The organism is Brachybacterium sp. J144, assembly GCF_036321705.1.
Taxonomy (GTDB): Bacteria; Actinomycetota; Actinomycetes; order Actinomycetales; family Dermabacteraceae; genus Brachybacterium.
The window spans coordinates 1-25,389 of record NZ_JAZDCG010000012.1; the positions used below are offsets into that span (position 1 = coordinate 1).

Sequence of the window (25,389 nt, forward strand, 5' to 3'; positions counted from 1 at the left end):
AGGATCGGCCAAAGGAAGGACCACCGCCTTGGGCTGGAGGGGGGGCCCCTCCCCCCCCCGAGACCAGGGCATCGGCCGCCTCCTCCCCTGCGACCGCGGCGATCCTCGCCCGGATCTCCGCATCGGTACGGGGGCGGAGCGCGGCGGCGGAGCCGCCGAGGAACAGGGCGCACTCGGTGTCGAGGTCGCCGATGATCAGCGGGACGTCGGCCGTGACGGAGCCGGGCTTGTGCGGCGGGGCGGGGATGACCCGCCCGTCGACCACCGGCGCCGCCGCAGCCAGCCCGCGCCGCGCCATCAGGTCCTGTGCCGCGATCATCAGGTCCTCGAGGGGCAGGGCGGCGAGCGCGGCGGCATCCCCGTCGGCGATCCCTGAGGCGGCGTACAGCTCGGAGCCGACCTCGCGGGCGAGGGCGGCGGAGCGGACGGCGGTGGTCGCCCCGGACTGCAGGATCGCCCGGTGGAAGAGGCCGTGGGCGGAGGGCATCGCGAGCAGGGTCGAGATCTTCATGGCGCCGCCGGACTGGCCGAAGAGGGTCACGTTCCCGGGATCACCACCGAAGGCCGCGATGTTCCGCCGCGCCCACTGCAGCACGGCGACCACGTCGAGCATCCCCACGTTGCCGGAGGTGGCGTAGGGAGACTCGGGATCATCCGTGACCTGCAGGAAGCCGAGCGGACCGAGGCGATGGTTGAAGCTCACCACGACCACACCGTGCTCCCGGGCGAGCCGGGCCCCGTCGGTGGAGGGCGCGGAGCCGGAGTTCGTCGCGAAGCCGCCGCTGTGGACCCAGATCATCACCGGAGCACCGTCGGCATCCGCGCCCGTCCGGGGCGTCCACACGTTCAGCACCAGGCAGTCCTCGGACTCCGGGAAGTTGTCGGTCAGCCCGATCATGCGGTTGATGGCGTTCGTGGAGCGGTCGACCGGGTGGCGGGGATCGTGCTGGGGCGCCATCGGGCCGTACTGGAAGGCGTTGGCGACATCGGTCCACGGCTCCGGCTCCTCGGGCGGGAGGAAGCGGCGCGGGCCGGTGTCCTTCCCGTAGCGGAGGCCGAGGAAGGTGTGGACGCCGTCGAGGATCTGGCCGCGGACCGGCCCGAGATGCGTGGTGACGATGCTCTGCATGGACATGGTGCTCTCCGATCGGGTGGGTCAGTCGCGGGCGCCGAGGCCGTGGCGGACGGGGAACAGCGGGTCGGTCGTGCCGCCGGGGACGTCGGCCAGGCCTGCCCGCACCGCGTCCATCGAGGCGGGGATCTCGAAGGGCAGGGTGCCGCGCGGCGGGACCGCTCCGGTGAGGGCGTCGATGAGGGCCGCGGAGCCCGAGCCGTACGTCGCGACCAGCGTCGTCGCGACCTCGGCGACGGGGGCGAGGATCGCCGGGCGCAGCAGGGTCGCGTCGACCACCAGCGGGGCGTGGGCGGCGAGGATCCGCAGCCGGGAGACGAGGCCGGGGCGGTACTCGAGGCTCCCCTGGTGGAAGAACGGCTCGAGGAAGAGGTCCGCGCGCGGCTCGAAGGGCTCCTCGAGGCGCACGATCACCAGGTCGGCGTCCTCGGGCCGGTCCACCACCTCGCCCAGGCGGGCGGCCTCGTCGGCGTCGAGGCCGACGACGAACACCCGTCGGTCGGTGCCCTCGAGCGGCAGAAGGCCCTGCGGATCGGCGAGCACCGTGGTGGAGGCGGCCTGCGCCGCCCGGCCCGCGGCGACGAAGTCCTCCCGGCCGACGACCTGCTCGGCCGCGTCCTCGTCGACGAAGGGGTCCTCGAACAGCCCCAGCCGGAACTTCACCTCGAGCAGTCGGCGCACCGAGGCGTCGAGCCGCTCCTCGGCGACGCGCCCTGCCCGGACCAGCTCCGCGATGACCTCGGGGCACTGCTCCCCGCCGAACTGGTCGACCCCGGCCTCGAGCGCCTTCTGCGCGCGGGAGGGGAGGTCGAGGTGCTCGACGCCCCAGGCGCGGGCCGGCAGTGGCAGGCCCATCGCGACGGTGTCGGTCAGCAGGCCCCAGTCGGTGCAGATGACGCCCTCGTAGCCGAGCTCCTCGCGGAGGATCCCGGTGAGCACCTGGCGGTTGAAGCCGAAGCCGACCTCCTCGATCGCCTCGCCGTTCCGGACCAGGCCGACCGGCATCCCGTAGTACGGCATGAGGGCGGAGACGCCGCGGGCGATCGCGGCGCGGAACGGCTCGAGGTGCAGCTCGAACTGCCCGCCGGGGTACACCTGCTCGCGGCCGTAGGGGAAGTGGGGGTCCTCGCCGTCGAGCTGCGGGCCCCCGCCCGGGAAGTGCTTGGCCATGCAGGCCACCGACTCGGGCCCCAGCTCGGGGCCGATCTGGAAGCCGTCGAGGTAAGCCTCCGCCATGCGCGAGACCCGCTCGGCGTCCGGGCCGAAGGTGTGGAACTGGCGGCCCCAGCGCGGCTCGGTCGCGAGGTCGATCTGCGGGTGGAGGGCGGCGTGGAGGCCGACGGCGCGGTACTCGCGGCGGGCCACGTCCGCGAAGCGGCGCACCTCCTCGGGGTCGTCGAGGGCCGACAGTCCCAGCGGCTCCGGCCACGCGGACATGGCGCCCGCGGAGAAGGCGGCGCCGTCGTTCTCGGCGAAGGAGTGCCGCGGGTCGGTGGAGATCGTGACGGGGATCGAGAAGCGACCCTCCGCCGCGAGGGCCTGGACGGCGTTCGCCCAGCGGGCCGCGAGCCGCGCGGTCGGCGGGAGGGCATGGACGTTCACATGCACGATGCCCTGCTCCAGCACCATCTCGCGGATGCCGCGCTCGGCGATGCGGCCGCCACCCTCGGCGAGCGTCCCGTCGGGCGAGGTCTCCACGATCGCGTGGAAGAGCAGCCCGGCCTTCTCCTCGAGGGTGAGGCGGCCGGCGAGGTCCGCGGCGCGCTCGGCCGCGCCGAGCCGGGGGTCCTCGAAGGGCGCCATCACGCCGTCGTGGTCGAGGTCGCGGAAGATCGTGCCGTCGGCGGCGACGGCAGTGGCGGGGGTGGGGCGAGCGGTCATGGTCGGGACTCCTGGGTCTCGGGGCGGGAGGATGCGGCGGGTGGGGTGATCAGTGGGACGGTCGTCGTCGGGCGCGGCGGGCGGGTCGACAGGGCGGCCGACGGGGGCGGTCACCCCGGCGCGCGAGGACGCCCCGGGGCGGGCGCCCCGGTCGACGGCCCCCGGACGCTAGGATCGGGTGTCCGTCGGCCGCCGGGGCTCGACGACCGGGCCGCAGCGGGCCCGTCCAGCGGAGGAGCCCAGCGGTATGAGGAGCAAGCGCGCGACCAGCGCCGACGTGGCGAAGCGGGCCGGGGTCTCCCGGGCGACCGTCAGCTACGTGCTCAACAACCGGGCCGACCAGTCGATCCCCGAGTCCACCCGCCGCCGCGTGCAGCAGGCGGCGCGCGCCCTCTCCTACGTGCCCAACGCGAGCGCCCGCGCCCTGCGCGGCAAGCTCCCGCCGGTGATCCTGCAGGTGAGCACCGCAATGCCGTTCGGCCGCAATCTCGGCGAGCTCACCGACGCGCTGACCCGCTACGCGGCGGAGAGCGGCTACTCGGTCGTGACGTTCCAGTCCGGGGACGCGGCCGCGCTCGAGGCGACGATCGCGCATCTGCAGCCGCAGCTGATCGAGACCTCGCTGCCGCTCTCCCCCGAGGTCGCGGCGATCCTGGAGCGCAGCGGGATCCCGCACGTCGACGGCTGGGCCCGGCTGCGGGACGCCGACGGGCTGACGATCGTGTGCCGGCTGCAGGTCGAGCGGCTCCTCGCAGCGGGGTGCCGGCGCATCGCCTATCTCGGCGCCGCCGAGGACGACCTCGCCGTGTTCGCCCGCGATCGGCAGGAGGCGGTGCGGGAGCTGGCCCTCGCCGCGGGCCTGCCCGAGCCGCCCGTCTCGGCGCATCCGATGATGGTCACCACCGAGCAGCTCGAGCCGCTGCGCGCCGTGCTGCGCGAGTGGCGCTCGGGCGACGAACCGGTCGACGGGGTCGCCTGCTACAACGACTTCTGGGCCGGGGCGCTGCTGCGCGCCGCCCGGGCGGAGGGCATCGACGTCCCCGGCGAGCTGTCCGTGATCGGGATCGACGACGAGCCGATGGCCGCCTACCTCGATCCGCCGCTGACCACGGTCTCCCTCGACATCGCGAGCTACTCCCGCGGCATCTTCGACGCCGCCCAGGCGATCATCGAGGCGGGCCCGGGCGAGGACCCGGCGGTCCCTCTCCCGGGTCCGGCTCATGCCGTCCTCGTCGAGCGGGAGACGGCGGCGCCTGTCCGCACGGACTGAGAGCGCACCGACTGAGCGCCCGCTGCCTGACCGCTCACGGCACCGCGATGAAGCGCAGCGCCATGAACTGGCGCGCGGGCAACGGGATCGTGGCGCTGCCCTCGACGGTCTCCGGCAGGCGCTCGATCGTCATGCCCCAGGTGTCGAGGACGTCGACCGTGTAGCGGCGCCCCTCCGGAAGCCGCACGGTGCGGAAGCGCGGCCGGTTGAAGCCGAAGTAGAGCAGGAGGTGCTCGCCGGCTACGCCCGCCCACGGGGTGTCCCATTCCGAGGGCAACGGCTCGAGGACCCCGCCGGGCGCCTCGGCGAGGATCCGGGCGAGGAAGGCGATGCGGTCGGGGCTCGTGCCGTGCAGGTCGCCGCCCTTGGACCACCAGATCTCGTGATCCTCGCGGAAGTAGGTCTCACCGTGGCCCACGTAGCCGCCGCGCACCGCGCCCTCCCAGAAGCGCCGGGTCATCTCCTCGCCGGTGATGTTGCCCCAGCCCTGGTCGAGGTCGCCCTCGTAGGCGCACTCGTCGACGACCACCGGCTTGCCCCACCGCTCGCGCCACTCGGTGACGTTCTCCGCGGTGCGGTAGACGTCGATCCGCTGGGTGCTGGAGTGGGTGATCCAGGGCCGCGAGTAGTCGTAGAAGCGCAGGCAGTTGTGGATCGAGAGCAGGTGGCGGGAGGGATCCTCCGCGACCACGATCGCGGCCAGCCGTTCCCAGTCCTCCTCCGCCTTGGTCCACATCAGGTCGAACTCGTTGGCCATCGACCACCACACGTTGGGCAGCGCGGCCAGGCGCCGCACGAGATAGCGCACGTAGCGGTCGTCGGCGGCGCGGCCCAGCTCGGCGAAGCCCCAGCGGTCGTAGGGGTGGAACAGGATGAGATCCGCCTGGATGCCCAGCGCGTCCAGGTCGCGGATCCTGGACTCCAGGTGCCGGAAGTACTCGAGGTCGAAGCGGGTCAGGTCGAAGCCCTCGCCGTCCTCCGCGCGGGGGAAGGGGAAGCGCTCGGGGTCCTCGGTGTTGTAGAGGTACGCCTTCGGGAAGACGCACATCCGGATCTTGGTGAAGGGGCTCGACGCGAGGGCGGCGAGGGTCCGCTCCTGGACCTCCTGCCCCTGATGCGTCCACGCGTAGGCCGTCGTGCCGAGCGGCACGTGCCGCGTCCCGTCGGCGTGCGCGAAGTGGAAGCGGTCCGCGACCCGCACCGCGCCGTGCCCGGCCGGCTCGGTCGAGACCTCGAGGGAGCCCTTGATCCCGTCGAGGGAGCGGGCGGTCGAGGAGGTGACGAGGTGCCAGGTGCCCGGCTCCTCGGGAAGGAAGCGCAGCAGGTAGCGGCCGTCGCCGTCGTAGAAGCCGCCGACGCGCAGGCTCGTGCTCGGGCCCTCGACCCGCGCCTCCAGCTCGACGTCCACGAAGGGGTTCCCGTGGGCCGGGCCATGCACCACGATCTCGACCGGGCCGTGCACGCGGGCGTCCGTCGGGACCGTGAGCTCCGCGCTCCCCCGGGGGACCTCCTCGCCCTCGTAATCGGGATCCGGGGCGATCGCCGGCGCCTCCGCGCGCGGCGGGGTCGTGTCCTCGATCGCCGCGAGGCTCGCCCAGAAGGCGGCCGAGCGCTCCGGGTCGTCGCGCAGCGCGGTCTCGTGGTCGGCGAGCATGCGCAGCGACATGTTGCGCAGCTGGCCGAGCATCGGGGAGTTCACGAGGCCCGGCAGGGTGCTCGAGAGCACCGAGCGGGCGGCCGGGTTCTCGAGCACGTCGCCGAGGCGGGAGTCAGGGGTGTAGCCGGTCATGGCGTCCTTCCGGGACGGCGGATGGTCGGGTCAGAGTGCGCCGAGACCGGCGCCCGCCTGGGCGTCCTGCTCGGCCTGGATCGCAAGCAGGCGCCGACGCTCGGCGCGCCGCTGCTCCTGACGGTCCGGATCGGGGACCGGGGCAGCCATGAACAGGCGCTGCGTGTACGGGTGCTCGGGGTCGCCGGTCACCGCGGCGGTCTCGCCCTGCTCGACGATCTCGCCGTGGTACAGCACCGCCACGCGATGGCTCACGTGACGCACCACGGCGAGGTCGTGGGTGATGAACAGGTAGGCGACGCCGGTCGCCTCCTGGATCTCGATGAACAGCTCGAGCACCTTGGCCTGGGTCGAGAGGTCCAGGGCGGAGACCGCCTCGTCGGCGACGATCAGCCGGGGGCTGAGCGCGAGCGCTCGCGCGATCGCGATGCGCTGCCGCTGCCCGCCCGAGAACTCGCGGGGCAGGCGGGCGGCGGCGTCTGCCGGCAGGTGCACCCGCTCGAGCAGGCCGCCCACGCGGGAGGCGGCGTCCCCGGCCGCGACCCCGTTGGCCGTGAGCGGCTCGGTGAGGATGTCGCCGATGGTCATCGAGGGGTTCAGCGAGGAGTAGGGGTCCTGGAAGACCACCTGGATGTCCTTCGCGAGGGCGCGCCGGCCGCGACGGTCGAGACGGGAGATGTCCTGCCCGTCGAAGCGGATCGAGCCGCCGCTGACCGGGGCGAGGCCCAGCACGGCCCGGCCCAGGGTGGTCTTGCCGGAGCCGGACTCGCCGACCAGGCCCACCGTCTCGCCGGGGCGCACGTCGAGCGAGACCGTGCGGAGGGCGTGGAAGGGGCTGCGGCCGCGGCCGCCCGGATAGATCACGTCGAGGTCCGTGACCTCCAGCAGCGGGGCGGCGGGATCGGTGGCGGCGGAGTCTGCGGAGGTCATGACGCGGTCCTCTCGGTCAGGGGCGGGCGCACCGTGTCCTCGTCGAGCATGGCATCGAGCAGGGAGCGGGTGTAGGGATGCTGAGGGTCGCGGAAGATGGTGCGGACCGGCCCGGCCTCGACGAGCAGGCCGTTCTGCATCACCGAGACCCGGTCGCAGAGGTCGGCGACGACGCCGAAGTTGTGCGTGACCAGCAGCACCGCCATCTCCATCTGCTCCTGCAGGTCGCGGATCAGGTCGAGCACCTCGGCCTGGATGGTCACGTCAAGCGCGGTCGTCGGCTCGTCGGCGATGAGCAGGTCGGGTCCCATCGAGATGGCGCCCGCGATGAGCACGCGCTGCGCCATGCCGCCGGAGACCTGGTGCGGGTAGGCGTCGAAGGTGCGCTGCGGATCGGGGATGCCGACGGTCCCGAGCAGCTCGAGGGCCTTCGCCCGGGCGTCAGCCTTCGAGAGGCCGACGACCTTGACGAGCGGCTCGACGAGCTGGCTGCCGATCGTGAACATCGGGTCGAGGTTGCTCATCGGCTCCTGCGGGATGTACGCGATCTTCGTGCCGCGCACGGTGCTCTGCCGCGAGGCGTCGGCCGTCGCGATCTCCTGGCCGTCGTAGCGGATCGACCCGCCGATCAGCTGGCCGCCCGCGGGCAGCAGCCCGAGCACGGAGAAGGAGGTCTGGGTCTTGCCCGAGCCGGACTCGCCGATCAGGCCGTGGACCTCGCCGCGGCGCACGGTCAGGTCGATCCCGCGCACCACCTCCTTGACGGAGCCGTCGGGCAGGTCGTAGCCGATGCGGAGATCCTCGATCTCCAGCAGCGCGGAGCCGCTGCGGCCCGCGGCCCGCTCGTCGTCCTCGTGCCGGATCGTCGCGGGATGCTGCTCCCGGACGGCCGACGTCGCGGACCGCCGACGGGTGGTGCGGGCGGCGGAGCGCTCCAGCTCGTCGCGCAGCGCGTTGCCGAACAGGGTCAGCGCCACGGTGGTCACGCCGATCGCGAGGGCCGGCCAGGCCATCGTGACGGGATTTCGGTACATGACGTCGAAGCCGTTCTTGAGCATCGAGCCCCAGGTGGGGGTGCCGGGGTCGCCGATGCCGAGGAACTCGAGGCCGGACTGGATGGCGATCGCGATGCCGAGCACCATCGCGGACTGGATGATGATCGGGGCGCGGACCACGCCGAGGATGTGACGGGAGATGATCCGGGCGTCGGTCAGACCCGCGACCCGGGCCGCGTCCACGTACAGCTCCTCGCGGACCGCGCTCACCGAGGCGTAGACCAGGCGGAAGAAGCCCGGGGACATCAGCACGCCGAAGATGACCATCGACCACCACACCGAGGGGCCGACCACGGCCCGCGCGGCGAGCAGCACGATCATCCCGGGCAGCGCCATGGTCAGCGCGGTGACCCAGCTGAAGACGCTGTCGAGCCAGCCCTTGTAGTAGCCCGCCAGCAGACCGGCGGTCACGCCGATCACGAGCGCGACGATCGCCGCGACGAGTGCCGCGCCGAGGGAGATCTGGGTGGCGACCAGGAGGCGCGAGAGGATGTCGTGCCCCGAGCCGTCGGTCCCCAGCAGGTGCTCCGCGCTGGGCTCGGCGAGGATCGCTCGGGCGTCGGCCTGGTTCGCGTCGTGCGGGGCGAGGACCCCGCCGAGCAGCGCGAGCAGCGCGACGACCACGAGCACCGCGAAGGAGACGAGGCCGACGGGGTTCTTCAGCACGCGGCGGAGGAGGCCGCTGGGCCGGACCGTGGCGGCGGAGGCCGGGGCGGCGGAGACCGGGGCCCCCGCGACGGGTGCGGTGCTCATGCGAGCCTCACCTTCGGGTTGAGCAGTCCCTGCACGATGTCGATCAGCAGGTTGACCACGATGACGATCACGGCGGTGACCAGGACCAGGCCCATCACGAGGGGGATGTCGCCCTGGTTGGTCGCGCCGACGGAGAGCTGCCCGAGACCGGGCATCTGGAAGACCTGCTCGACGACGACCGCGCCGCCGAGCATGCCCACGAACTGGACGTTCAGCACCGCGAGGGCGGGGCCGACGGAGTTGCGCAGCGCGTGCTTCAGCAAGACGCTGCGCCCGTCGAGGCCCCGCGAGCGGAGGGTCCGCACGAAGTCCTTCTGCAGGGCGTCGAGCATCGAGCCGCGGACCTGCTGGGTGACCGCGGCACTGCCGCCGATGGACAGCGCCACGATCGGCAGGGTCACCGAGCGCAGCCACTCGACCGGGTCGTCGCCGAGCCGGGTGTATCCCGTCGCCTTGAACCAGCCCAGCTGGATCGCGAGCACCAGCACGAGGCCGACGGCGATGAGGAAGCCGGGGACGGCCATGGCCAGCACCGAGACGAACTGGATGATGCGGTCCACCCAGCCGCCGGCCCGCGCGGCCCACACGCCGAGCAGCACGGCGACGACGCCGGAGATCACGGTCGCTGCGATCACCAGGGTGAGGGTCACGGCGAGGCGCGTGGTGAGCGCCTCCGTGACCAGCTGCCCGGAGAACCAGGATCGGCCCAGGTCGCCCGTGATCGCCCGGCCCAGCCAGCCGCCGTACTGGACGACCAGGGGCTGGTCGAGCCCGAGCTCGGCCGCCCGCTGGTCGACCTGCTCCTGGGTGGCGTTCTGCCCCAGGATCCGCCGCGCGATGTTGCCGCCGCCCATGTAGAGCAGCAGGTAGGCGATCGTGGTGATCGCGAAGGTGAGGATGAGGCCGGAGATCAGGCGCCGGCCGATGAAACGGAGCATGGATGCACCCCTCGGGAGGTCTCCCGCCGGCCGCTCAGGCCGGGGTCACGTCGTAGATGTTGGGCAGGGTGTTGCTCGGCAGCATCGCCGTGACGGTGGTGCCGTCGTTGGTCGCGACGCTTCCCTGGGCGCGGTAGAACGGCACGAACCAGGCCTGCTCGACGATGTACGTGTTCAGCGCCTTCATCGTCGCGCCGCGGGTCGTCTCGTCCCCGGTGAGGTACTCCTCGAGCAGGGCGTCGACCTCCGGGTCCTGGTAGCCGAACGGGTTGAACGTCGCCGTCGGCGAGATCATGAAGTTCGCGAGCTGCCAGTCGGGGTTCTGCTCGAGGGCCATGAAGGTCATGCCGAACTTCGGGGCGAGCATGTCGGCGATGAAGTTGTTGCCGGGCTGCACGTAGTTGGCGGTGATGCCGATGTCGCTGAGGTACTGGGCGATGAGGTTCGCGGCCGTCTGGAAGGACGCGGCGGTGGGCATCTCGACCGCGAAGCCGTCCGCGTAGCCGGCCTCGGCCAGGAGGGCCTTCGCCTTCTCGACGTCGTAGGGGTAGCGCTCGTCGAGCGCCTCGTCGTACGCCTCGGAGCCGGTCGGGAAGACCTGGCCCGTGACGGTGCCGAACCCGAGGGCGACGGCCTCGAGCAGCGCCTCGCGATCCATGGCGTGCGCGATCGCCTGGCGCACCCGGACGTCGCCGAGGGCCTCGACCATCGTGCCCGCGCGATCCAGGAGCAGCAGGCCCTGGAAGTCGAGCTCGTTGGAGTGGAGCACGGCGCCGGAGGACTCCGCCTGCGCGAAGGTCTCGGCGTTCGCGAGCTTGGCGTAGTCCAGCTCCTTGGCCTGGAGCGCGTTGACCATCGCGGTGGTGTCTTCGATGAAGCGCATCTCGAGGCGGTCGTAGTGCTGGACGTCGGGGTTCCAGTAGCCCTCGCGCTTGGTGAAGACGTAGATGTTGTTGGTGATCGTCGCCGAGGTGTCGAGGACGTACGGGCCGCTGCCGGCGGGGTTGGTGGCGAGGTCCTCGTTCTCGGCCGCGGCGGGGTTCAGCACGAGACCGGCGGTGCGGGTGAGGTAGTTCAGCAGCGCCGGATCGGGTTGGGTGAGGGTGATGACGACGGTGTGGTCGTCGGCCGCGGTGACGGTGTCGACGCTGGCGAGGTAGTTCGCGTCGGGGCCAGAGCCGTCCTTGAAGCGAGTCATGCTGGTCACGACGGCGTCCGCGGTGAGCGGGGAGTCGTCGGAGAAGGTGACGTCGTCGCGGAGGGTGAGGGTCAGCTCGGTCTCCGACTCGTCGTAGCTCCACTCGGTGGCGAGATAGGGCTCGATCTCGCCGGAGCTCGCGGCGAGCAGGAGCGTGTCGTAGGGGGCCTGGTAGTAGGGCAGGCGGTTGCCCCACTCGGCACCGGCCGGGTCGAAGGTGGTCGGCGCGGACATGAGGCCCATGCGGAGGGTGGTCGACCCGGAGCCGCCGGAGCCGCCGCTCCCGCCGCTCGAGCCGCCGCAGGCGACGACGCCGAGGCTCATGGCCCCGATGGCGACGGTGGTCCCGGTCAGCTTCAGCATGTCTCGACGGAGCATCGGAAAGTCCTTTCACGGAGGCGCGCCTCGTTGCGGCGCTCGTGCTGGGGGCGGGCGGCTGGTCATCGCCGCCTCGCCCGAGAGGGGAGGTGTCGGTGGTGATGCAGGTGTGACTCGTGTAAGTGACCGACAGCACGGATGATGACACGCAATCCTGTCACGTGTAAGCAATGGGTCCGCATGGTGGTCGATCAGGGGCCGGGGCTCCGGGGCGGATGCCCTCGTCGGCATCGCGTCGCCCCCTCCTCCCGTGCGGGCGACGACCGGAGACGGCGCCTTGTGGGCGGGCCTCGCGAGCGTCGTCCACGGTTCCCGCCTCAGCAGTGACGGCGGGGTGGTGGTGTCGGCCTCCGCCACGGAACCGGGGCTCCGCGGCGGATGGCGGGACACTAACCACCAACCGGTTGACCTGTCAACGTCGGGGTGGCGGCGCGTCGGGGCGGCGGTCGGGATGCGCCGTCGGGGCGGCGGTCGGGATGCGCCGTCGGGGTGGGTGGCAATCGGGATGGCGCCGTCGGGCGGGGTGGCCGCCCCCGCATCGACTGCTGCATCCGGACCGCCACCAGTCCGCCCACACGCACCGACTGCTGCATCTGGACCGCCACCGGCCCCATCCCCCGCGCCGAGTGCTGCATCTGGACCGCCACTGGGGCGCCATAGCGGTCCAGATGCAGCACTCGCCGTCGCTGGCGCGGGGCTCGACCTGCTAGAGGGCAAGGGGGCTCGGCCTGCCGGGGCGGGCGCGGGGCTCGGCCCGCCAGGGGGCGCGGGGCTCGGCCTGCCGGCGGCGGCCCACGGTCGACTCGCCGGCAGTGGCGGGCGCCGGGCCCCCTGCCGCGGCGGCGGGCGGATCCGCCGTCGGAGACTGCGGCGCGATCCACCCCTCCGCCCAGGGTGGCCAACCGGTTGACCAATTGCGCAAGACTGTGTCAGAGTGCTCCCGAGCGGCCGACGTGGCCCGCTGACACGGAACCGCATCGGAGTGACCTGCGCATGAGGATCGGCATCGGCACCTACGCCCTGTTCTGGGAGTTCGAGGCCAGGAACCCCTCCCCCCTGAGCATCGCCGAGATGATCGACCGCGCCGCCGAGCTGGACTGCGAGGTGTTCCAGATCTGCGACGACCCCCGCCTCGAGGAGCTCGACGACGACGAGCTGCGTGCCCTCCGAGACCAGGCCGAGCTGCTGGGCGTCGAGCTGGAGCTGGGCACCCGCACCGTCGGCCGCGAGCACCTGGCCCGCTTCGTCCGCCGCGCCGAGCTGCTGGGCGCCCGCACCCTCCGCTCGATGATCCAGAGCGAGGAGATCGCCGCGGGCGTCCCGACCGTCGCCGACGAGCTCGCGGCGAGCGTCCCCTCGCTCGAGGCGGCCGGCGTGACCCTCGCCCTCGAGACCTACGAGCAGATCCCCACGGCGACGCTTCTCGAGGTCATCGATCTCGTCGGCTCGCCGCGGATCGGCGTGTGCCTGGACCCCGCGAACTGCGTCTCCGCCCTCGAGCACCCGCGCCAGGTCGTCGAGGCCTGCGCCACGCGCACGGCGAACCTCCACGTGAAGGACTTCGCCTTCGCCCGCCAGGAGGGCTGGGTGGGCTTCACATATTCCGGCGCGCCGCTCGGCGAGGGCCTGCTCGACCTCGACCACGAGCTGACCAGCGTCTACGGCGCCGACGGGGGCGCAGTGTCCGGCGCGAGCTCGGCCCCCAGCGCGATCGTCGAGCACTGGCTGCCGTGGCAGGGCGACCTCCCCGCGACCCTCGCCCTCGAGCGCGCCTGGACCGACCGCACCCTCGCGGCGCTGCGCGACTGGCGCGCGACCCACCGCCCGTCGGCCCGCTGAATCGCCCGTCGGCCGCCTGACCTGCGCGGCCGAACCGCCCGTCGGCCGCCCGACCGCACTCCCCGACCGACCACCCCTCACCACCCCATCCCCCGCGAAGGAGAACCCCATGAGCAGCAGCAAGGAGCTCAATCCCCTGTTCGGCAAGACCGTCGAGCTGGACCCGTCGATCAGCGTCGCCGTCGTCGGCGCCGCCGGGAAGATGGGCACCCGCGTATCGAACAACCTCAACCTCACCGACGCCCCGATCTCCTACGTCGAGGCCTCCGAGGCCGGCCGCGAGCGCCTCGCCGCGCTGGGCCGCGAGGTCACCGAGCTCGAGGACGCCGCCGCCGCGGCCGACGTCGTGATCCTCGCCGTGCCCGATGTGATCCTTGGGAGGATCTCCGCGCAGGTCGTGCCGCTGATGAAGGACGGCTCCGTGCTCCTCACCCTCGACCCGGCCGCCGCCTACGCGGGCCTGCTCACCGAGCGCGAGGGCGTCCACCAGGCGTGCGCGCACCCCGCCCACCCGTCGGTCTTCCTCGAGCGCACCACCCCCGAGGAGTGGGCCGACACCTTCGGCGGCATCGCCGCCCCGCAGGAGGTCGTCGCCGCCTACGAGGGCGGGGACGAGGCCATCCGCGAGAAGGTCGCGCAGGTCATCCGTGCCATCTACGCGCCCGTCATCGACGTGCACTGGGTGACCGTCAAGCAGCTCGCCCAGCTCGAGCCCACCCTCGTGGAGACCACCGGCTGCATGATCGGCCAGTTCCTCAAGGACTCGATGGACCACGCGATCCACGAGGTCGGCATCCCCGAGAAGGCCGTGAAGGCCCTGTTCTACGGGCACATCTTCATCTCGCTGACCAACGCCCTGCGCGGCTCGAACCCGTTCTCCGAGGCGTGCCTGCGCGCCATGGACTACGGCCGCGAGTCGATCATCCAGCCCGACTGGACCAAGGTCTGGGACGACGCCGAGCTCGATCGGGTCCTCGCTCAGATGCTCGACATCCCCGCCATCGAGCGCTGAGCTCTGCGGGGCGGGCGCCCGATCTCGACGGCCGGGACGGCCCGGCCTACCCCACCACCCCCGATTCCTATAGGATTCGGGGAGCTGATCCCGCTGCCGAGCTCAGCAGTCCCGAGCTCGGCACCCGACATCGCCGTCCCCCGTCGGCGCCCGTGGAGGAAGACCCGATGACGTACCTCTTCAACGACCCCGCCCGTTTCGCCGCCGACGCCGTCCGCGGCCTCGCCGCCGCCCATCCCGACCATGTGGCCGTCGTGCACGGCGGCGTGGTCCGCGCGACCGAGACCCCCGCCGGCCAGCCCGCCCTCGTGATCGGCGGCGGCTCCGGCCACTATCCCGCCTTCGCCGGCTGGGTCGGCCCCGGCATGGGTCACGGCGCCCCGTGCGGCAACGTGTTCGCCTCGCCGTCGGCCTCGCAGGTCTACTCCGTCGCTCGCAACGCCGAGAACGGCGGCGGCGTGATCCTCGGCTTCGGCAACTACGCCGGCGACGTGCTCCACTTCGGCGCCGCGGCCGAGAAGCTGCGCGCCGAGGGCGTGGACGTGCGGATCATCAAGGTCAGCGACGACATCATCTCCAACACCCCCGAGAACCACCGCGACCGTCGCGGCATCGCCGGCGACCTGCCCGTCTTCAAGATCGCGGGCGCCGCGATCGAGGCCGGCGCCGACCTCGACGAGGCGGAACGCATCGCCTGGAAGGCCAACGACGCGACCCGCTCCTTCGGCGTCGCCTTCGACGGCCCGACCCTCCCCGGCGCGGGCGAGGCGCTCTTCCACGTCCCGGACGGCCAGATGGGCGTCGGCCTCGGCATCCACGGCGAGCCCGGCGTGCGCGACGAGCCGATCGGCACGGCCGAGAAGATCGCGACCCTGCTGGTCGAGGGCCTCCTCGCCGAGCAGCCGGAGCGCGTCGAGGGCGGCTACCAGGGACGCGCCGCGGTGCTCGTCAACGGCCTCGGCACCGTGAAGTACGAGGAGCTCTTCGTCGTCTACGCGAAGGTCGCCGAGCTGCTCGAGGCTGCGGGCATCACCCCCGTCCGGCCCGAGGTCGGCGAGCTCGTGACCAGCCTCGACATGTCGGGGCTCTCGCTCACCCTGGTCTTCCTCGACGAGGAGCTCGAGCGGCTCTGGCTCGCCCCCGCCGACACCCCCGCGTTCCACCGCGGGTCGATGACCGCCGCGGCGGATCGTCCGCGACGCACCTCCTTCTGGGAGGCCGGGGCCGACGAGATCCCCGCCGCGAGCGCCGAGTCCCGCGAGGTCGCCACCCGGATCACCAGCGTGCTCGACCTGTTCGAGGCGGTGTGCGCGCGGGAAGAGGCCGAGCTGGGCCGGATCGACGCGATCGCCGGCGACGGCGACCACGGCCAGGGCATGGCCTTCGGCTCGAAGGGCGCGGCGGCCGCGGCGCGCGAGGCCCTCGAGGGCGGTGCCGGGGCGCGCACGCTCCTGGTGCGCGCCGGGGAGGCCTGGTCGGAGTCGGCCGGCGGCACCTCGGGCGCGCTGTGGGGCGCGGCGCTGATCGCGGCCGGCGGCGTCTTCGCCGACGACGCGGGCGCCGACGACAGCACGACGGTCCGGGCGCTCGACGCCGGCATCGACGCGATCCAGCGGCTCGGCGGCGCGCAGGTGGGCGACAAGACCATGGTCGACGCCGCCGCCCCGTTCCGCGAGGAGCTGGACTCTGCCTTCACCGGCGAGAACGCGGCCGAGGCGATCCTCTCCGCCGCCGACGTGGCCCGTCGGGCCGCCGACGCCACCGCCGACATCACCGCCGCCCTCGGCCGTGCCCGTGTGCTCGGCGAGAAGTCAGTCGGCACCCCCGACCCGGGCGCGATCTCCTTCTCGATCCTCATGACGGAGCTCGGCCAGCACCTGTCCTGAGGCGGGGCCGGGGCTGTGCCGTGTCAGGCGACGGCCCGGCCCTCTACCCGCCGCCACCCGCCCTCGGCCCCGCCGAGCGCGGTGGCCTGTTTCTCAACCGCTTTCGGGCCGATAGTGGTTGAGAAACGGGCCATCGTCACCGGTCGCTCACGTCCCGACCCCTCTGCCCACCTCTCCCGAAGGAGCCACACCCATGGCACTCACGATCGTCACCGGATCCGACAACGCCGGCCACGGCCACAAGACCGCCCTCAAGGAACTCCTCGAGGCCGACCCCCGCGTCGAGAAGGTCATCGACGTCGGCGTCCTCTCCCGCGAAGACCAGGAGCTCTACCCCAACGTCGCCGTCGCAGCCGCCGAGAAGGTCGCCGCCGGCGAAGCCGACCGCGCCCTCCTCATCTGCGGCACCGGCCTCGGCGTCGCCATCGCCGCCAACAAGGTCTCCGGCATCCGCGCCGTCACCGCCCACGACCTCTACTCCGTCCAGCGGTCGATCCTGTCCAACAACGCCCAGGTGCTGTGCATGGGCGAGCGCGTCATCGGCCTCGAGCTCGCCAAGGAACTCGTCAAGGTCTGGCTCGACCTCGAGTTCGACCCCACCTCCTCCTCCGCCGAGAAGGTCGACGCCATCTGCGCCTACGACGGCTCCCTCGAGAAGGCCTGACCCGAACGGAACCGGCCGCGGCACCGCAGCACGCCCCAGGCCCAGGCCCAGGCGACATCCTCCCGCCCACCTCAGATCTCGCCGCCCGGGTCCGGGACACCCGGCAGACTGCGGAACACGATCCCCCGCGTCGCGCGCGCCCACCCCTCGCCGCCCCGACCGCCACGCCCCCGATCATCGAGGAGACCCCATGACCACCATCTGGATCGGCACCAGCTGGAAGATGACCAAGACCCTCGCCGAGGCCCGCGAATGGGTCACCGCGCTGCGGGATCACCTCGCCGCGGAGCACGCCGGCCAGGCCCCCGCGGGCGTGCAACCGTTCATCATCCCGTCGTTCACGGCGACGACCACGGTGCGCAGGATCCTCGGCGAGGACGCCCCCGTGCTGCTCGGCGTGCAGAACGCCCACTGGGAGGACGCGGGCGCCTGGACCGGCGAGGTCTCGATCCTGCAGGCGAAGGACGCCGGGGCGCAGCTCGTCGAGATCGGGCACTCGGAGCGTCGGGAGCACTTCGGCGAGACCGTCGAGACGACGCGGCTGAAGGTCGCCGCAGCCCTCCGCCATGGCCTGACCCCGCTGCTGTGCATCGGCGAGAGCACCGAGGTGAAGGAGGCCGGCGGGTCGAGCGCGTTCATCCTCGAGCAGGCCGCCGGGGCGCTCGAGGGCCTCTCCGCCGACGAGCTCTCGCGCGTGGTCATTGCCTACGAGCCGATCTGGGCGATCGGCGAGAAGGGCCGTCCGGCCACGATCGAGGAGCTCATCGAGCCCTTCGCCGCGCTCGGCGCCGAGTACACGGGGCGCGTCGCGGGACTGCTCTACGGCGGCTCGGTCAACCTCGACAACGCGGCCGACCTCCTCGGGATCGAGCACGTGACCGGCCTGTTCGTCGGTCGCACGGCGTGGAGGCTGGAGGGCTACCTCGAGCTGCTGCGGATCGGCGCCGTCCACTCCGCGGGCTGAGGCGGGCCGACGGGGTCCGCCTCACCCAGCGCCGCTCCCGTCCCACCGACCCACCCGACGATCGGCTCCCCACTCCGCGACCTCCCGTCCAGGCCGCCCGGAGGCTCCGGCGATATCCTGGCCGCCCATCTCGCGAGCCCGGGAGGAGGCGGAGACATGGCCGATCGACGCGGCGCCCCGCGCGGCGCGCCCTGGCGCCGGGGCACCCCCTCGGCCCCCTCCGGCCGTCCGATCCCGCCCCTCGGCGGACCGCTCGAGGGCACCATCCATGCGCCCCGCACGCGCGCCGTCGCGCGACCACGTCGGCGCGGACGCTGGCTGACCGTCGGCGTCCCGGTGGTGCTCGGCGGCTCGCTCGGCGTGAGCGCGTTCATGGTGCTCGGCGTCGCGGCGCTGATCGGCGGGGCGGGGCTCGTCGGCCCGGCGCTCGCGGGGCTCGGCATCGCGGGCGTCATCGGCGGCGGCACGCACCTGCTGGTGCGGAACCGCGGCCCCCGTCGGACCCTGCAGGTCGCTGCGTCGGCCTCGATGCCGACGGGCACGCGCACCGCGCTCGAGGCCATCCTGCGCACCTCCCGCACGCAGCAGCGCCGGATCACGAAGGTGCGGCGCCAGGTGCGGCACCCGGCGGTCCGCGAGCTCACCGACCGCGCGGACCTGCTGCTGCGACGGATCGGCGCCCTGCTCGCGACGGAGTCGATGCAGTCGCGGCGGCCGTCCGACGACGACGTCATGCTCCTCGAGGGCATGGCCGAGCGCTACATCCCCGACCTCGTCGAGGCCCTCGAGAACACCGCCGGCTTCCTGGCCACCGACCGGGAAGAGGCCGCCGCCCGGGCACAGGCGAACCTGCGCAGCGTCGAGTCGCAGCTCGCCTCGCTCGATGCCGCGCTCGACCGCGTCGAGGACGATCTGATCGCCCACGTGACCCGCAGCCTCGACGTCCACTCCGCGTTCCTCGACCAGCGACTGGCATCCCGCTCCGCCGATCCGCTGCTGGATCCGGACGGCCGCTGACGCCCTCGCCGTCAGTCCCCCAGGAGCTCCTGCGCGCTGCTGCGGTCCACGACCAGGTGCGTGATCAGCCCGGCCTCGAGGGCGGCGCGGACCGCGCGGGTCTTGCCGGCGTCGGCCGCGACGAACAGGCGGACCGGCACCCGGCGCAGCTCCTCGAAGGGCATCCCGGAGGATCGCTCGTTGACGTCGATGCCGTCGGTGCTGCCGTCGGTCCGGAAGAACACCGAGGCGATGTTGCCGACGGTCCGCTGCTCGGCGAGCTCGGTCATGTCCGCGCCGGTCAGGTATCCCGACTCGTAGAGCCGCGAGGGGTGGTCGGAGATCGGCACGCCCACCGAGGCGAGGAGGACGTCGGCCCGGGTGCGCAGGTCGAGGGTGCGGCGGATCGAGCCCTCCTGCCACATGAGCCGGCGCGTCCCGGCGGCGTCGAAGATCGTCGGCACGGGGAACAGGTGCACCTCGGCGCCGAAGGCGGAGCCGAAGCGGTCCAGGATCAGGGTGCCGTAGTTCTTGCCGAGGGAGGCGACGTTGCCGGAGCCGTGCATCTGCACGACCCGCAGCCCCGGGATGCGGCGGTGCGGCAGCTGTGCGGAGACCGCTTCGATGGTGGAGCCCCAGGACACGGCGAGGGTCGCGTCGGGCGCGAGGAGGGCGGGCAGCAGGGTCGCGGCGGCTCGGCCGACGGCCAGGCGGTGCAGCGCGAGCGACGCCTCGGGGTCGACGTCGGCGACGACCGCCTCGATGCCGTAGCGCTCCTCGAGGCCCTGGCGGAGCACGCCCGGCGAGTCCGGGTCGCGGTGGATCACGAACTCGACGACGCCCTCCGCGCGCGCCTGGGCGAGCAGGCGCGAGACGGTCGAGCGGGAGACGCCGAGCTCCCGGCCGACGGCCTCGACCTTGAGGTCGTGGACGAAGTAGAGCTCGGCCGCGTCGGCGAGTCGCTCGCGCTGGGCGGGGGCGGGGGTCATGGATCCTCCTCGACGGGGGGCGGTGCCTTCTGACCTGCGCTGTGGGAGTCTTCCCACCGTCGGTCCCGACGGCACCCGTATGGCGCATTTTCCCATCTGACCCGCCCATCTTGCGCCTCAGCACCCACTCGATGCAACTATGAGTCAGAGTTCCCGGTACTCAGACTCACGAAGGAGTGTGTGCGATGACCACGCCCCCCGGCCGCTCCCTGCGGCCCACTCGATTCCGCTGGCTCGTGCTGGCGACCATCTTCCTGACCTACATCGTCGCGATGGCCGACCGGTCCAACGTCGGCGCCGTCCTCCCGTACATCCAAGACGAGTTCCACATCTCGAACACCGCGCTCGGCGCGATCTCGAGCTTCTTCTTCCTCGGCTACGCGATCAGCCAGATCCCCGCCGGCATGCTCATCGGCAAGGTCGGCACCCGCGGCATCGTCTCCGCGGCCGTGCTGCTCTTCTCCGTGATCACGTTCCTCATGGGCTTCACGACCACGGCGATCGCGCTGATCCTGCTGCGCCTGCTGCTGGGCATCCTCGAGGGCCCCACCCCCGTCGGCATGACCTCGACGATCAACCGCTGGTTCCCGACCAAGGAGAAGGGCATCGCGACCGGTGTCTACATCGCCTCCACCCAGGTCGCCCCGCTCGCGGTGCCGATGATCGCCGTCGCCATCGCGGAGGCCGCCGGCTGGCGCGCCGTCTTCCACTGGTTCGCCGTCCCCGGCGTGATCATGGCGATCGTCTTCTACCTCGTGGTGCGCTCCACACCGAAGGACTCCCCGCGCGTCAACGAGGCCGAGGCCGCGCACATCGCCGACACCGGCACCGGCGCCACCCCCGCCCGCGAGTTCGGCTCCATGCCGCTGCTGGACCGGATCATCCGCCTGCGCGAGACCACCCCGCTCAGCGGCTACAAGCAGGTGCTGACCTCCTGGAACGTCTGGGGCATCACGCTCGCCTACTTCTTCATGAACAACGTGCTGTACGGCATGATCACCTGGGTGCCCACCTACCTGCGCGAGGCCCGTGGATTCGACGCCGTCGGCATGGGGATGATCGCCTCGACCCCGTTCATCGGCGGCATCATCGGCGCCGTCCTCGGCGGCGTGGTCTCCGACAAGGTCTTCCGCGGTCGCCGCAAGCCCACCGCCCTGATCACCGCGCTCATGACCGCGATCATGATGGCCTGCGTCATCGTCATCCCGCAGAACACCCCGCTGCTGGTCACCGCGCTGGTCCTGACCGGCTTCTTCCTCAACATCGGCTGGTCCTCGTTCACCGCCTATGCGATGAACCTCTCCGAGGCGAAGACCTACCCCTTCACGATCGCGGTCATCAACTCCGGCGGCAACCTCGGCGGCTTCTTCGCCCCGATCCTCGTGGGCCTGCTGCTCGACGTGACCGGCTCCTACGCGATCGCGTTCAGCTACTTCGTCGCCGTGCTCGTGATCGGCTTCGTGCTGCTGCTGTCCATCTCCGAGATCCGCCCGCGCCGCGAGCAGGTCCCCGCGGCCGACGGGGCCGGCGAGGCCGAGGTGGTGCCGGCATGACAGCCCTCGGGATCGTGGCCGACGACCTCACGGGCGGGACCACCGTCGGCGCCCTCCTCGTCCGCGCGGGTGCCCGCCCCACCGTGCTGTTCCGGCACCACGACGTGGCGGACGCGCTCAGCGGGCGGGAGGACTCCGTGATCGTCTCCACCGACTCCCGGGCCATGGAGCCCGAGGTCGCCTTCGGCCGGGTGCGGCACGCCGCCGAGCAGCTCCTCGCCCTCGGGGCGCAGCAGCTGTCCAAGCGGATCGACACCACCTGCCGCGGCGGCATCGGCCCCGAGGTCGAGGGCATGATGAGCGCCCTCGAGGACACGGGGCAGGATCCGATGGCGGTCATCGTCCCGGCCATGCCGGAGTCGCGCCGCATCGTCGTGGACGGCTACTCGCTGATCGACTCGGTGCTGCTCGCGGAGACCGACGTCGCCCGCGACGTCCGCACCCCCGTCACCGAGTCGCACCTGCCGACGCTGCTCGGCACCCAGTTCGGCCGCGAGGTCGCGCACATCGGGCTGGCCGACGTGCTCGCCGGGCCTGCGCAGGTCGCCGGGCGCCTCGCCCGCCTGCACGACCAGGGGATCCGCGTCGTTCTCCTCGACGCGACGACCCTCGCGCAGATCGAGACGATCGCGCGGGCCGTCGCGACCGTCGGCGGCCCCGTCGTCGCCGTCGACCCCGGCCCGTTCAGCGTGGCCCTCGCCGCCCAGCGCGGCCTGATCGCGGCGCGGCCGGCCCGCGACCGCACGGGCGCCGGCAGCCGCGAGCGGCACGGGGTCGTCGCCGTCATCGCCGGCAGCGCCACCGTGCGCACCCACGAGCAGATGACCCGCCTCGCCGCCGAGCCCGGCACCGGCGTCGTCACGGCCGACGTGCTGCGCCTGCTCGGCGCCGAGACGGTCGAGGCGGAGACCGCGCGGGTGCTCGCCGACCTGCGGCAGCTGCTCGACGGCCCGGCCAACGTGCAGGTCGCGCTGCTCGCCCTCGACACCGTGCTGACCGGGGAGCGCACCGCCCAGGCCGACCTCGAGGCCGCGAGCGGCCTCACCGGGCCCCGGATCGCGGCGCTCCTCACCCGGCGCTTCGGCGAGCTCGCGCGGCGGGTGCTCGACGAGATCGGCGCCTCCCGGCTCGCGGGCGCGTATCTGACCGGCGGCGACGTCATGGTCGCGACCTGCCTCGCGCTCGAGGCCGACGGCCTCGAGATGGTCGACTACGTCATCCCGCAGGTCGACCAGGCCCGCCTCGTCGGCGGCCCCTTCTCCCAGCTCCCGGTGGTCTGCAAGGGCGGACTCACCGGCACCGACACCACCGCACTGCAGTCGGTCGACCGACTGTTCGACGAAAGGATCATCACCTCATGAGCGACCGCAAGCCGACCATGGCGATCACCCTCGGCGACCCGGCCGGCATCGGCCCCGAGATCGTCCTGAAGACCATGCAGTCCGAGCAGATCTACGAGATCTGCAACCCCTTCGTGATCGGCCACCGCGACAGCCTCGAGCTCGCCGCGCAGATCCAGGGAGTCGAGGTCTCCTTCCATATGATCTCCGACCCGTCCGAGGCCCGCTTCGAGCTGGGCACCATCGACCTGCTGCAGACCGACGTCGAGAACGACGCCCAGATCGAGTTCGGGAAGGTCCAGAAGGCCGCCGCCCTGCGCGCCTACTCCTACCTCGAGAAGTCCATCGAGCTCGGCCTCGCCGGGAAGATCGACGCCGTCTCCACCGCCCCGATCAACAAGGCCGCCCTCCAGGCCGCCGAGGTCCCGCACATCGGGCACACCGAGATCTACCAGGCGCTGACCGACTCGAAGTACGCGCTGACCATGTTCAACTGCCACAACCTGCGCGTCTTCTTCCTGACCCGCCACGTGTCGCTGCGCCAGGCCTGCGACCTCGTCACCCGCGAGCGCGTCCTGAAGTACCTCGAGGACATCGACGGCGAGCTGCGCGCCCTCGGCTTCGAGAACCCCGAGATCGGCGTCGCCGCGCTCAACCCGCACGTGGGCGAGGGCGGCATGTTCGGCACCGAGGAGATCGAGCACATCGCCCCCGGCGTCGAGGACGCCAAGGCCAAGGGCATCAACGCCGTGGGCCCCCTCTCCGCCGACGCGATCTTCGCCTTCAACCTCGACGGCCACCACGACGCGATCCTGTCGATGTACCACGACCAGGGCCACATCGCCTGCAAGACCTACGACTTCCAGAACGCCGTCACGATCACGCTGGGCCTGCCGTTCATGCGCTCCTCCGTGGACCACGGCACCGCCTTCGACATCGCCGGCAAGGGCATCGCCCAGGGCGAGTCGATGATCGAGGCGACCCGCGTCGCGGCCGTCTACGCCCAGATGCAGCTCGACCACCGCACCAAGGCCGCCGCCGCGGTCTGAGGTGTGGTGGGGCCTGGCGACCCTGCCTCGTCCCACCGAGCGCACTGGCCTGTTTCTCAGCCACTTTCGGCCCGATAGTGGTTGAGAAACAGGCCCTTGGCGCCGGGCGACCTCTTTGCTACCCCTCCCCAGAACTAGGAGACCCCTCATGGCTCTCACCATCGTCACCGGATCCGACAACGCCGGCCACGGCCACAAGACCGCCCTCAAGGAGCTCCTCCAAGCCGACCCCCGCGTCGAGAAGGTCATCGACGTCGGCGTCCTCTCCCGCGAAGACCAGGAGCTCTACCCCAACGTCGCCGTCGCCGCCGCGGAGAAGGTCGCTGCCGGGGAGGCCGACCGGGCCCTGCTGATCTGCGGCACCGGCCTCGGCGTGGCGATCGCTGCGAACAAGGTCTCCGGCATCCGGGCCGTCACCGCCCACGATCTCTACTCCGTGCAGCGGTCCGTCCTCTCCAACAATGCGCAGGTGCTGTGCATGGGCGAGCGGGTCATCGGCCTCGAGCTCGCCAAGGAACTCGTCAAGGTCTGGCTCGACCTCGAGTTCGACCCGACCAGCAGCTCCGCCGAGAAGGTCGACGCCATCTGCGCCTACGACGGCAGCCTCGACCAGGCCTGACCTCGGCCCCGGCCGAGCTCAGCCGAGACTGCCGAGCGGGCGAGTCTGTCCACGAAAGGGACGTGAGCGGCAACTGCCCTGCATATAGCAGGCCACGTGCCGCTCACGTCCCTTTGATGGACACGACCGGTCCGCGCCCCACGGCCAGCTCTCCCTCCCCCGGTCCCGCGCCCCTGGCACAGGTCGACACTGTCGCCTCACGAGCCAGAACCACCCCCGATCTGGCTCGCCAGCCGACACTGTCGACCCGCGGCAGAAAGGTGGAGGTGCCCGAGCTCAGCAGCTGGGTCGCCGGCGGGGGTGATGCTCGGGCGCTCAGGCCCCGGCCGCGGCGCGCTCAGGCCTCGGCCGCGAGGCGCTTGGGCCTTGGCTGTCGGGCGCTCAGGCCCCGGCTGCGGCGCGCTCAGACCTCGGCCGCGGCACTCTCGCCGGCACCCACGCGCCCCTCGACGCCCGCGTCGTCCCCCGTCGGCCCCTGCAGCGAGCGGCCGAGCACGAGGTCGAGGTGCTCGGCGAGGGCGCGCAGGGCGCCGTCGTGGTTGTGCTGCCGCACCATCTGCAGGATCTTGCCGTGCTCCTCGTGCGCCTCACGGCCGTCGAAGCTCACGGAACCGCCGGACCAGGTCTGCCGCATCCGGTGGGTGTGGGTGCGGAGGTTCTCGACCATCGTGAGCAGGTAGCGATTGCGGGCGTGGTTGAAGAACACCTGGTGGAAGGCCCAGTCGGCCTGGAAGTGCTCGTTGATCAGGTCGTAGTCGATCTGACCGTCGCTCTCGATGCGGGCGAGCACCTCGGCATGGTGAGTATGGGCGGCTTCGAGGTCGGCGAGCAGCGGCTCCCACTCATCGAAGGACTTGCCGAGCGCGGCCGACTCGACGGTGCGGCGCGCATCGAGGAGCTCGACCATCTGGCCGTCGTCGAGCATCGGCGCGACGACATAGCCGCGCAGCGCCACGTACTCCACGAGGCCCGAGCGCTCGAGGGAGACCATCGCCTCGCGCACGGGCGTCGGGGAGACCTCGAGGTCACGGGCGAGTCCGTCGATGCTGAGGCGTGAGCCGGGCGCCCAGCGGTTCTCGAGGAGGCGCTGGAGGATCAGCTCCTCGACCTCATCGCGCAGCACCTGTCGTCGAATGGCCATGGTGGGTTCCTTC

At 72.3% G+C, this 25,389-nt stretch carries 20 protein-coding genes; 11 read left to right on the forward strand and 9 right to left on the reverse strand.

Annotated features, from left to right (window positions below; genetic code table 11):
• The coding region (locus V1260_RS05760; RefSeq protein WP_329745854.1) for a carboxylesterase family protein at positions 1–1,135 on the reverse strand (1,135 nt) is incomplete at its 3' end.
• Positions 1,136–1,156: 21 nt separating this feature from the next.
• A complete protein-coding gene (locus V1260_RS05765; protein ID WP_329745855.1) occupies positions 1,157–3,013 on the reverse strand; it encodes a glycoside hydrolase family 3 protein in 1,857 nt (618 codons plus the stop codon).
• Between the two features lie 247 nt (positions 3,014–3,260).
• On the opposite strand from V1260_RS05765, the gene V1260_RS05770 reads away from it, so the two are divergent.
• The gene (locus V1260_RS05770) at positions 3,261–4,283 is read left to right on the forward strand and encodes a LacI family DNA-binding transcriptional regulator (RefSeq protein WP_329745856.1); all 1,023 of its coding nucleotides are present in this window, start codon (positions 3,261–3,263) and stop codon (positions 4,281–4,283) included.
• Between the two features lie 34 nt (positions 4,284–4,317).
• On the opposite strand, the gene V1260_RS05775 is transcribed toward V1260_RS05770, so the two are convergent.
• Genes V1260_RS05775 through V1260_RS05795 form a run of 5 tightly spaced genes read right to left on the reverse strand, consistent with a single transcriptional unit; the run spans position 4,318 to position 11,324 of the window.
• Complete coding sequence (locus V1260_RS05775; protein WP_329745857.1) at positions 4,318–6,072, reverse strand: DUF5605 domain-containing protein; 1,755 nt, start codon at positions 6,070–6,072, stop codon at positions 4,318–4,320.
• A 30-nt stretch (positions 6,073–6,102) separates the two neighbouring features.
• Positions 6,103–7,002, reverse strand: coding sequence for an ATP-binding cassette domain-containing protein (locus tag V1260_RS05780; RefSeq protein WP_329745858.1), 900 nt, complete (start codon positions 7,000–7,002; stop codon positions 6,103–6,105).
• Positions 6,999–8,810 carry a dipeptide/oligopeptide/nickel ABC transporter permease/ATP-binding protein gene (locus V1260_RS05785; protein ID WP_329745859.1) on the reverse strand — a complete coding sequence of 604 codons (1,812 nt, stop codon included), beginning with the start codon at positions 8,808–8,810 and terminating at the stop codon, positions 6,999–7,001. The genes V1260_RS05780 and V1260_RS05785 overlap by 4 nt, the downstream gene beginning before the upstream one ends.
• Positions 8,807–9,748: an ABC transporter permease gene (locus tag V1260_RS05790; protein ID WP_329745860.1), complete on the reverse strand. Its 942-nt coding sequence runs from the start codon at positions 9,746–9,748 to the stop codon at positions 8,807–8,809. Before V1260_RS05790 ends, V1260_RS05785 begins: the two co-directional genes overlap by 4 nt.
• 34 nt (positions 9,749–9,782) lie before the next feature.
• Positions 9,783–11,324, reverse strand: coding sequence for an ABC transporter substrate-binding protein (locus V1260_RS05795; RefSeq protein WP_329745861.1), 1,542 nt, complete (start codon positions 11,322–11,324; stop codon positions 9,783–9,785).
• Between the two features lie 993 nt (positions 11,325–12,317).
• On the opposite strand from V1260_RS05795, the gene V1260_RS05800 reads away from it, so the two are divergent.
• From V1260_RS05800 to V1260_RS05825, 6 genes are all read left to right on the forward strand, one after another.
• Entirely contained in the window at positions 12,318–13,163 is an 846-nt protein-coding gene (locus V1260_RS05800; protein WP_329745862.1) for a sugar phosphate isomerase/epimerase family protein, read from the forward strand.
• Positions 13,164–13,272: 109 nt separating this feature from the next.
• Complete coding sequence (locus V1260_RS05805; RefSeq protein ID WP_329745863.1) at positions 13,273–14,175, forward strand: phosphogluconate dehydrogenase C-terminal domain-containing protein; 903 nt, start codon at positions 13,273–13,275, stop codon at positions 14,173–14,175.
• Between the two features lie 167 nt (positions 14,176–14,342).
• Positions 14,343–16,061, forward strand: a complete 1,719-nt coding sequence (locus tag V1260_RS05810) for a dihydroxyacetone kinase family protein (protein WP_329745864.1) — start codon at positions 14,343–14,345, stop codon at positions 16,059–16,061.
• 193 nt (positions 16,062–16,254) lie between these two features.
• Positions 16,255–16,725, forward strand: a complete 471-nt coding sequence (locus V1260_RS05815) for a ribose-5-phosphate isomerase (protein ID WP_329745865.1) — start codon at positions 16,255–16,257, stop codon at positions 16,723–16,725.
• Between the two features lie 190 nt (positions 16,726–16,915).
• Positions 16,916–17,689, forward strand: a complete 774-nt coding sequence (locus V1260_RS05820; RefSeq protein ID WP_329745866.1) for a triose-phosphate isomerase — start codon at positions 16,916–16,918, stop codon at positions 17,687–17,689.
• 156 nt (positions 17,690–17,845) lie between these two features.
• On the forward strand, positions 17,846–18,706 hold the full coding sequence (locus V1260_RS05825; protein WP_329745867.1) for a hypothetical protein: 861 nt from the start codon (positions 17,846–17,848) through the stop codon (positions 18,704–18,706).
• Positions 18,707–18,717: 11 nt separating this feature from the next.
• Here the strand turns inward: V1260_RS05825 and V1260_RS05830 are convergent, their stop codons facing one another.
• Entirely contained in the window at positions 18,718–19,674 is a 957-nt protein-coding gene (locus V1260_RS05830) for a sugar-binding transcriptional regulator (protein ID WP_329745868.1), read from the reverse strand.
• Between the two features lie 185 nt (positions 19,675–19,859).
• Between V1260_RS05830 and V1260_RS05835 the strand changes: the two genes are divergently transcribed.
• From V1260_RS05835 to V1260_RS05850, 4 genes are all read left to right on the forward strand, one after another.
• Positions 19,860–21,227 (forward strand): MFS transporter, encoded by a 1,368-nt coding sequence (locus V1260_RS05835; RefSeq protein ID WP_329745869.1) that lies wholly within the window; start codon positions 19,860–19,862, stop codon positions 21,225–21,227.
• On the forward strand, positions 21,224–22,588 hold the full coding sequence (locus tag V1260_RS05840; protein WP_329745870.1) for a four-carbon acid sugar kinase family protein: 1,365 nt from the start codon (positions 21,224–21,226) through the stop codon (positions 22,586–22,588). The genes V1260_RS05835 and V1260_RS05840 overlap by 4 nt, the downstream gene beginning before the upstream one ends.
• Complete coding sequence (pdxA, locus tag V1260_RS05845) at positions 22,585–23,616, forward strand: 4-hydroxythreonine-4-phosphate dehydrogenase PdxA (RefSeq protein ID WP_329745871.1); 1,032 nt, start codon at positions 22,585–22,587, stop codon at positions 23,614–23,616. The genes V1260_RS05840 and pdxA overlap by 4 nt, the downstream gene beginning before the upstream one ends.
• Before the next feature lie 148 nt (positions 23,617–23,764).
• Positions 23,765–24,235, forward strand: a complete 471-nt coding sequence (locus V1260_RS05850) for a ribose-5-phosphate isomerase (RefSeq protein WP_329745872.1) — start codon at positions 23,765–23,767, stop codon at positions 24,233–24,235.
• A 403-nt stretch (positions 24,236–24,638) separates the two neighbouring features.
• Here V1260_RS05850 and V1260_RS05855 read toward each other — a convergent pair whose 3' ends face one another.
• On the reverse strand, positions 24,639–25,376 hold the full coding sequence (locus tag V1260_RS05855) for a GntR family transcriptional regulator (RefSeq protein WP_329745873.1): 738 nt from the start codon (positions 25,374–25,376) through the stop codon (positions 24,639–24,641).
• Between the last annotated feature and the right edge of the window lie 13 nt (positions 25,377–25,389).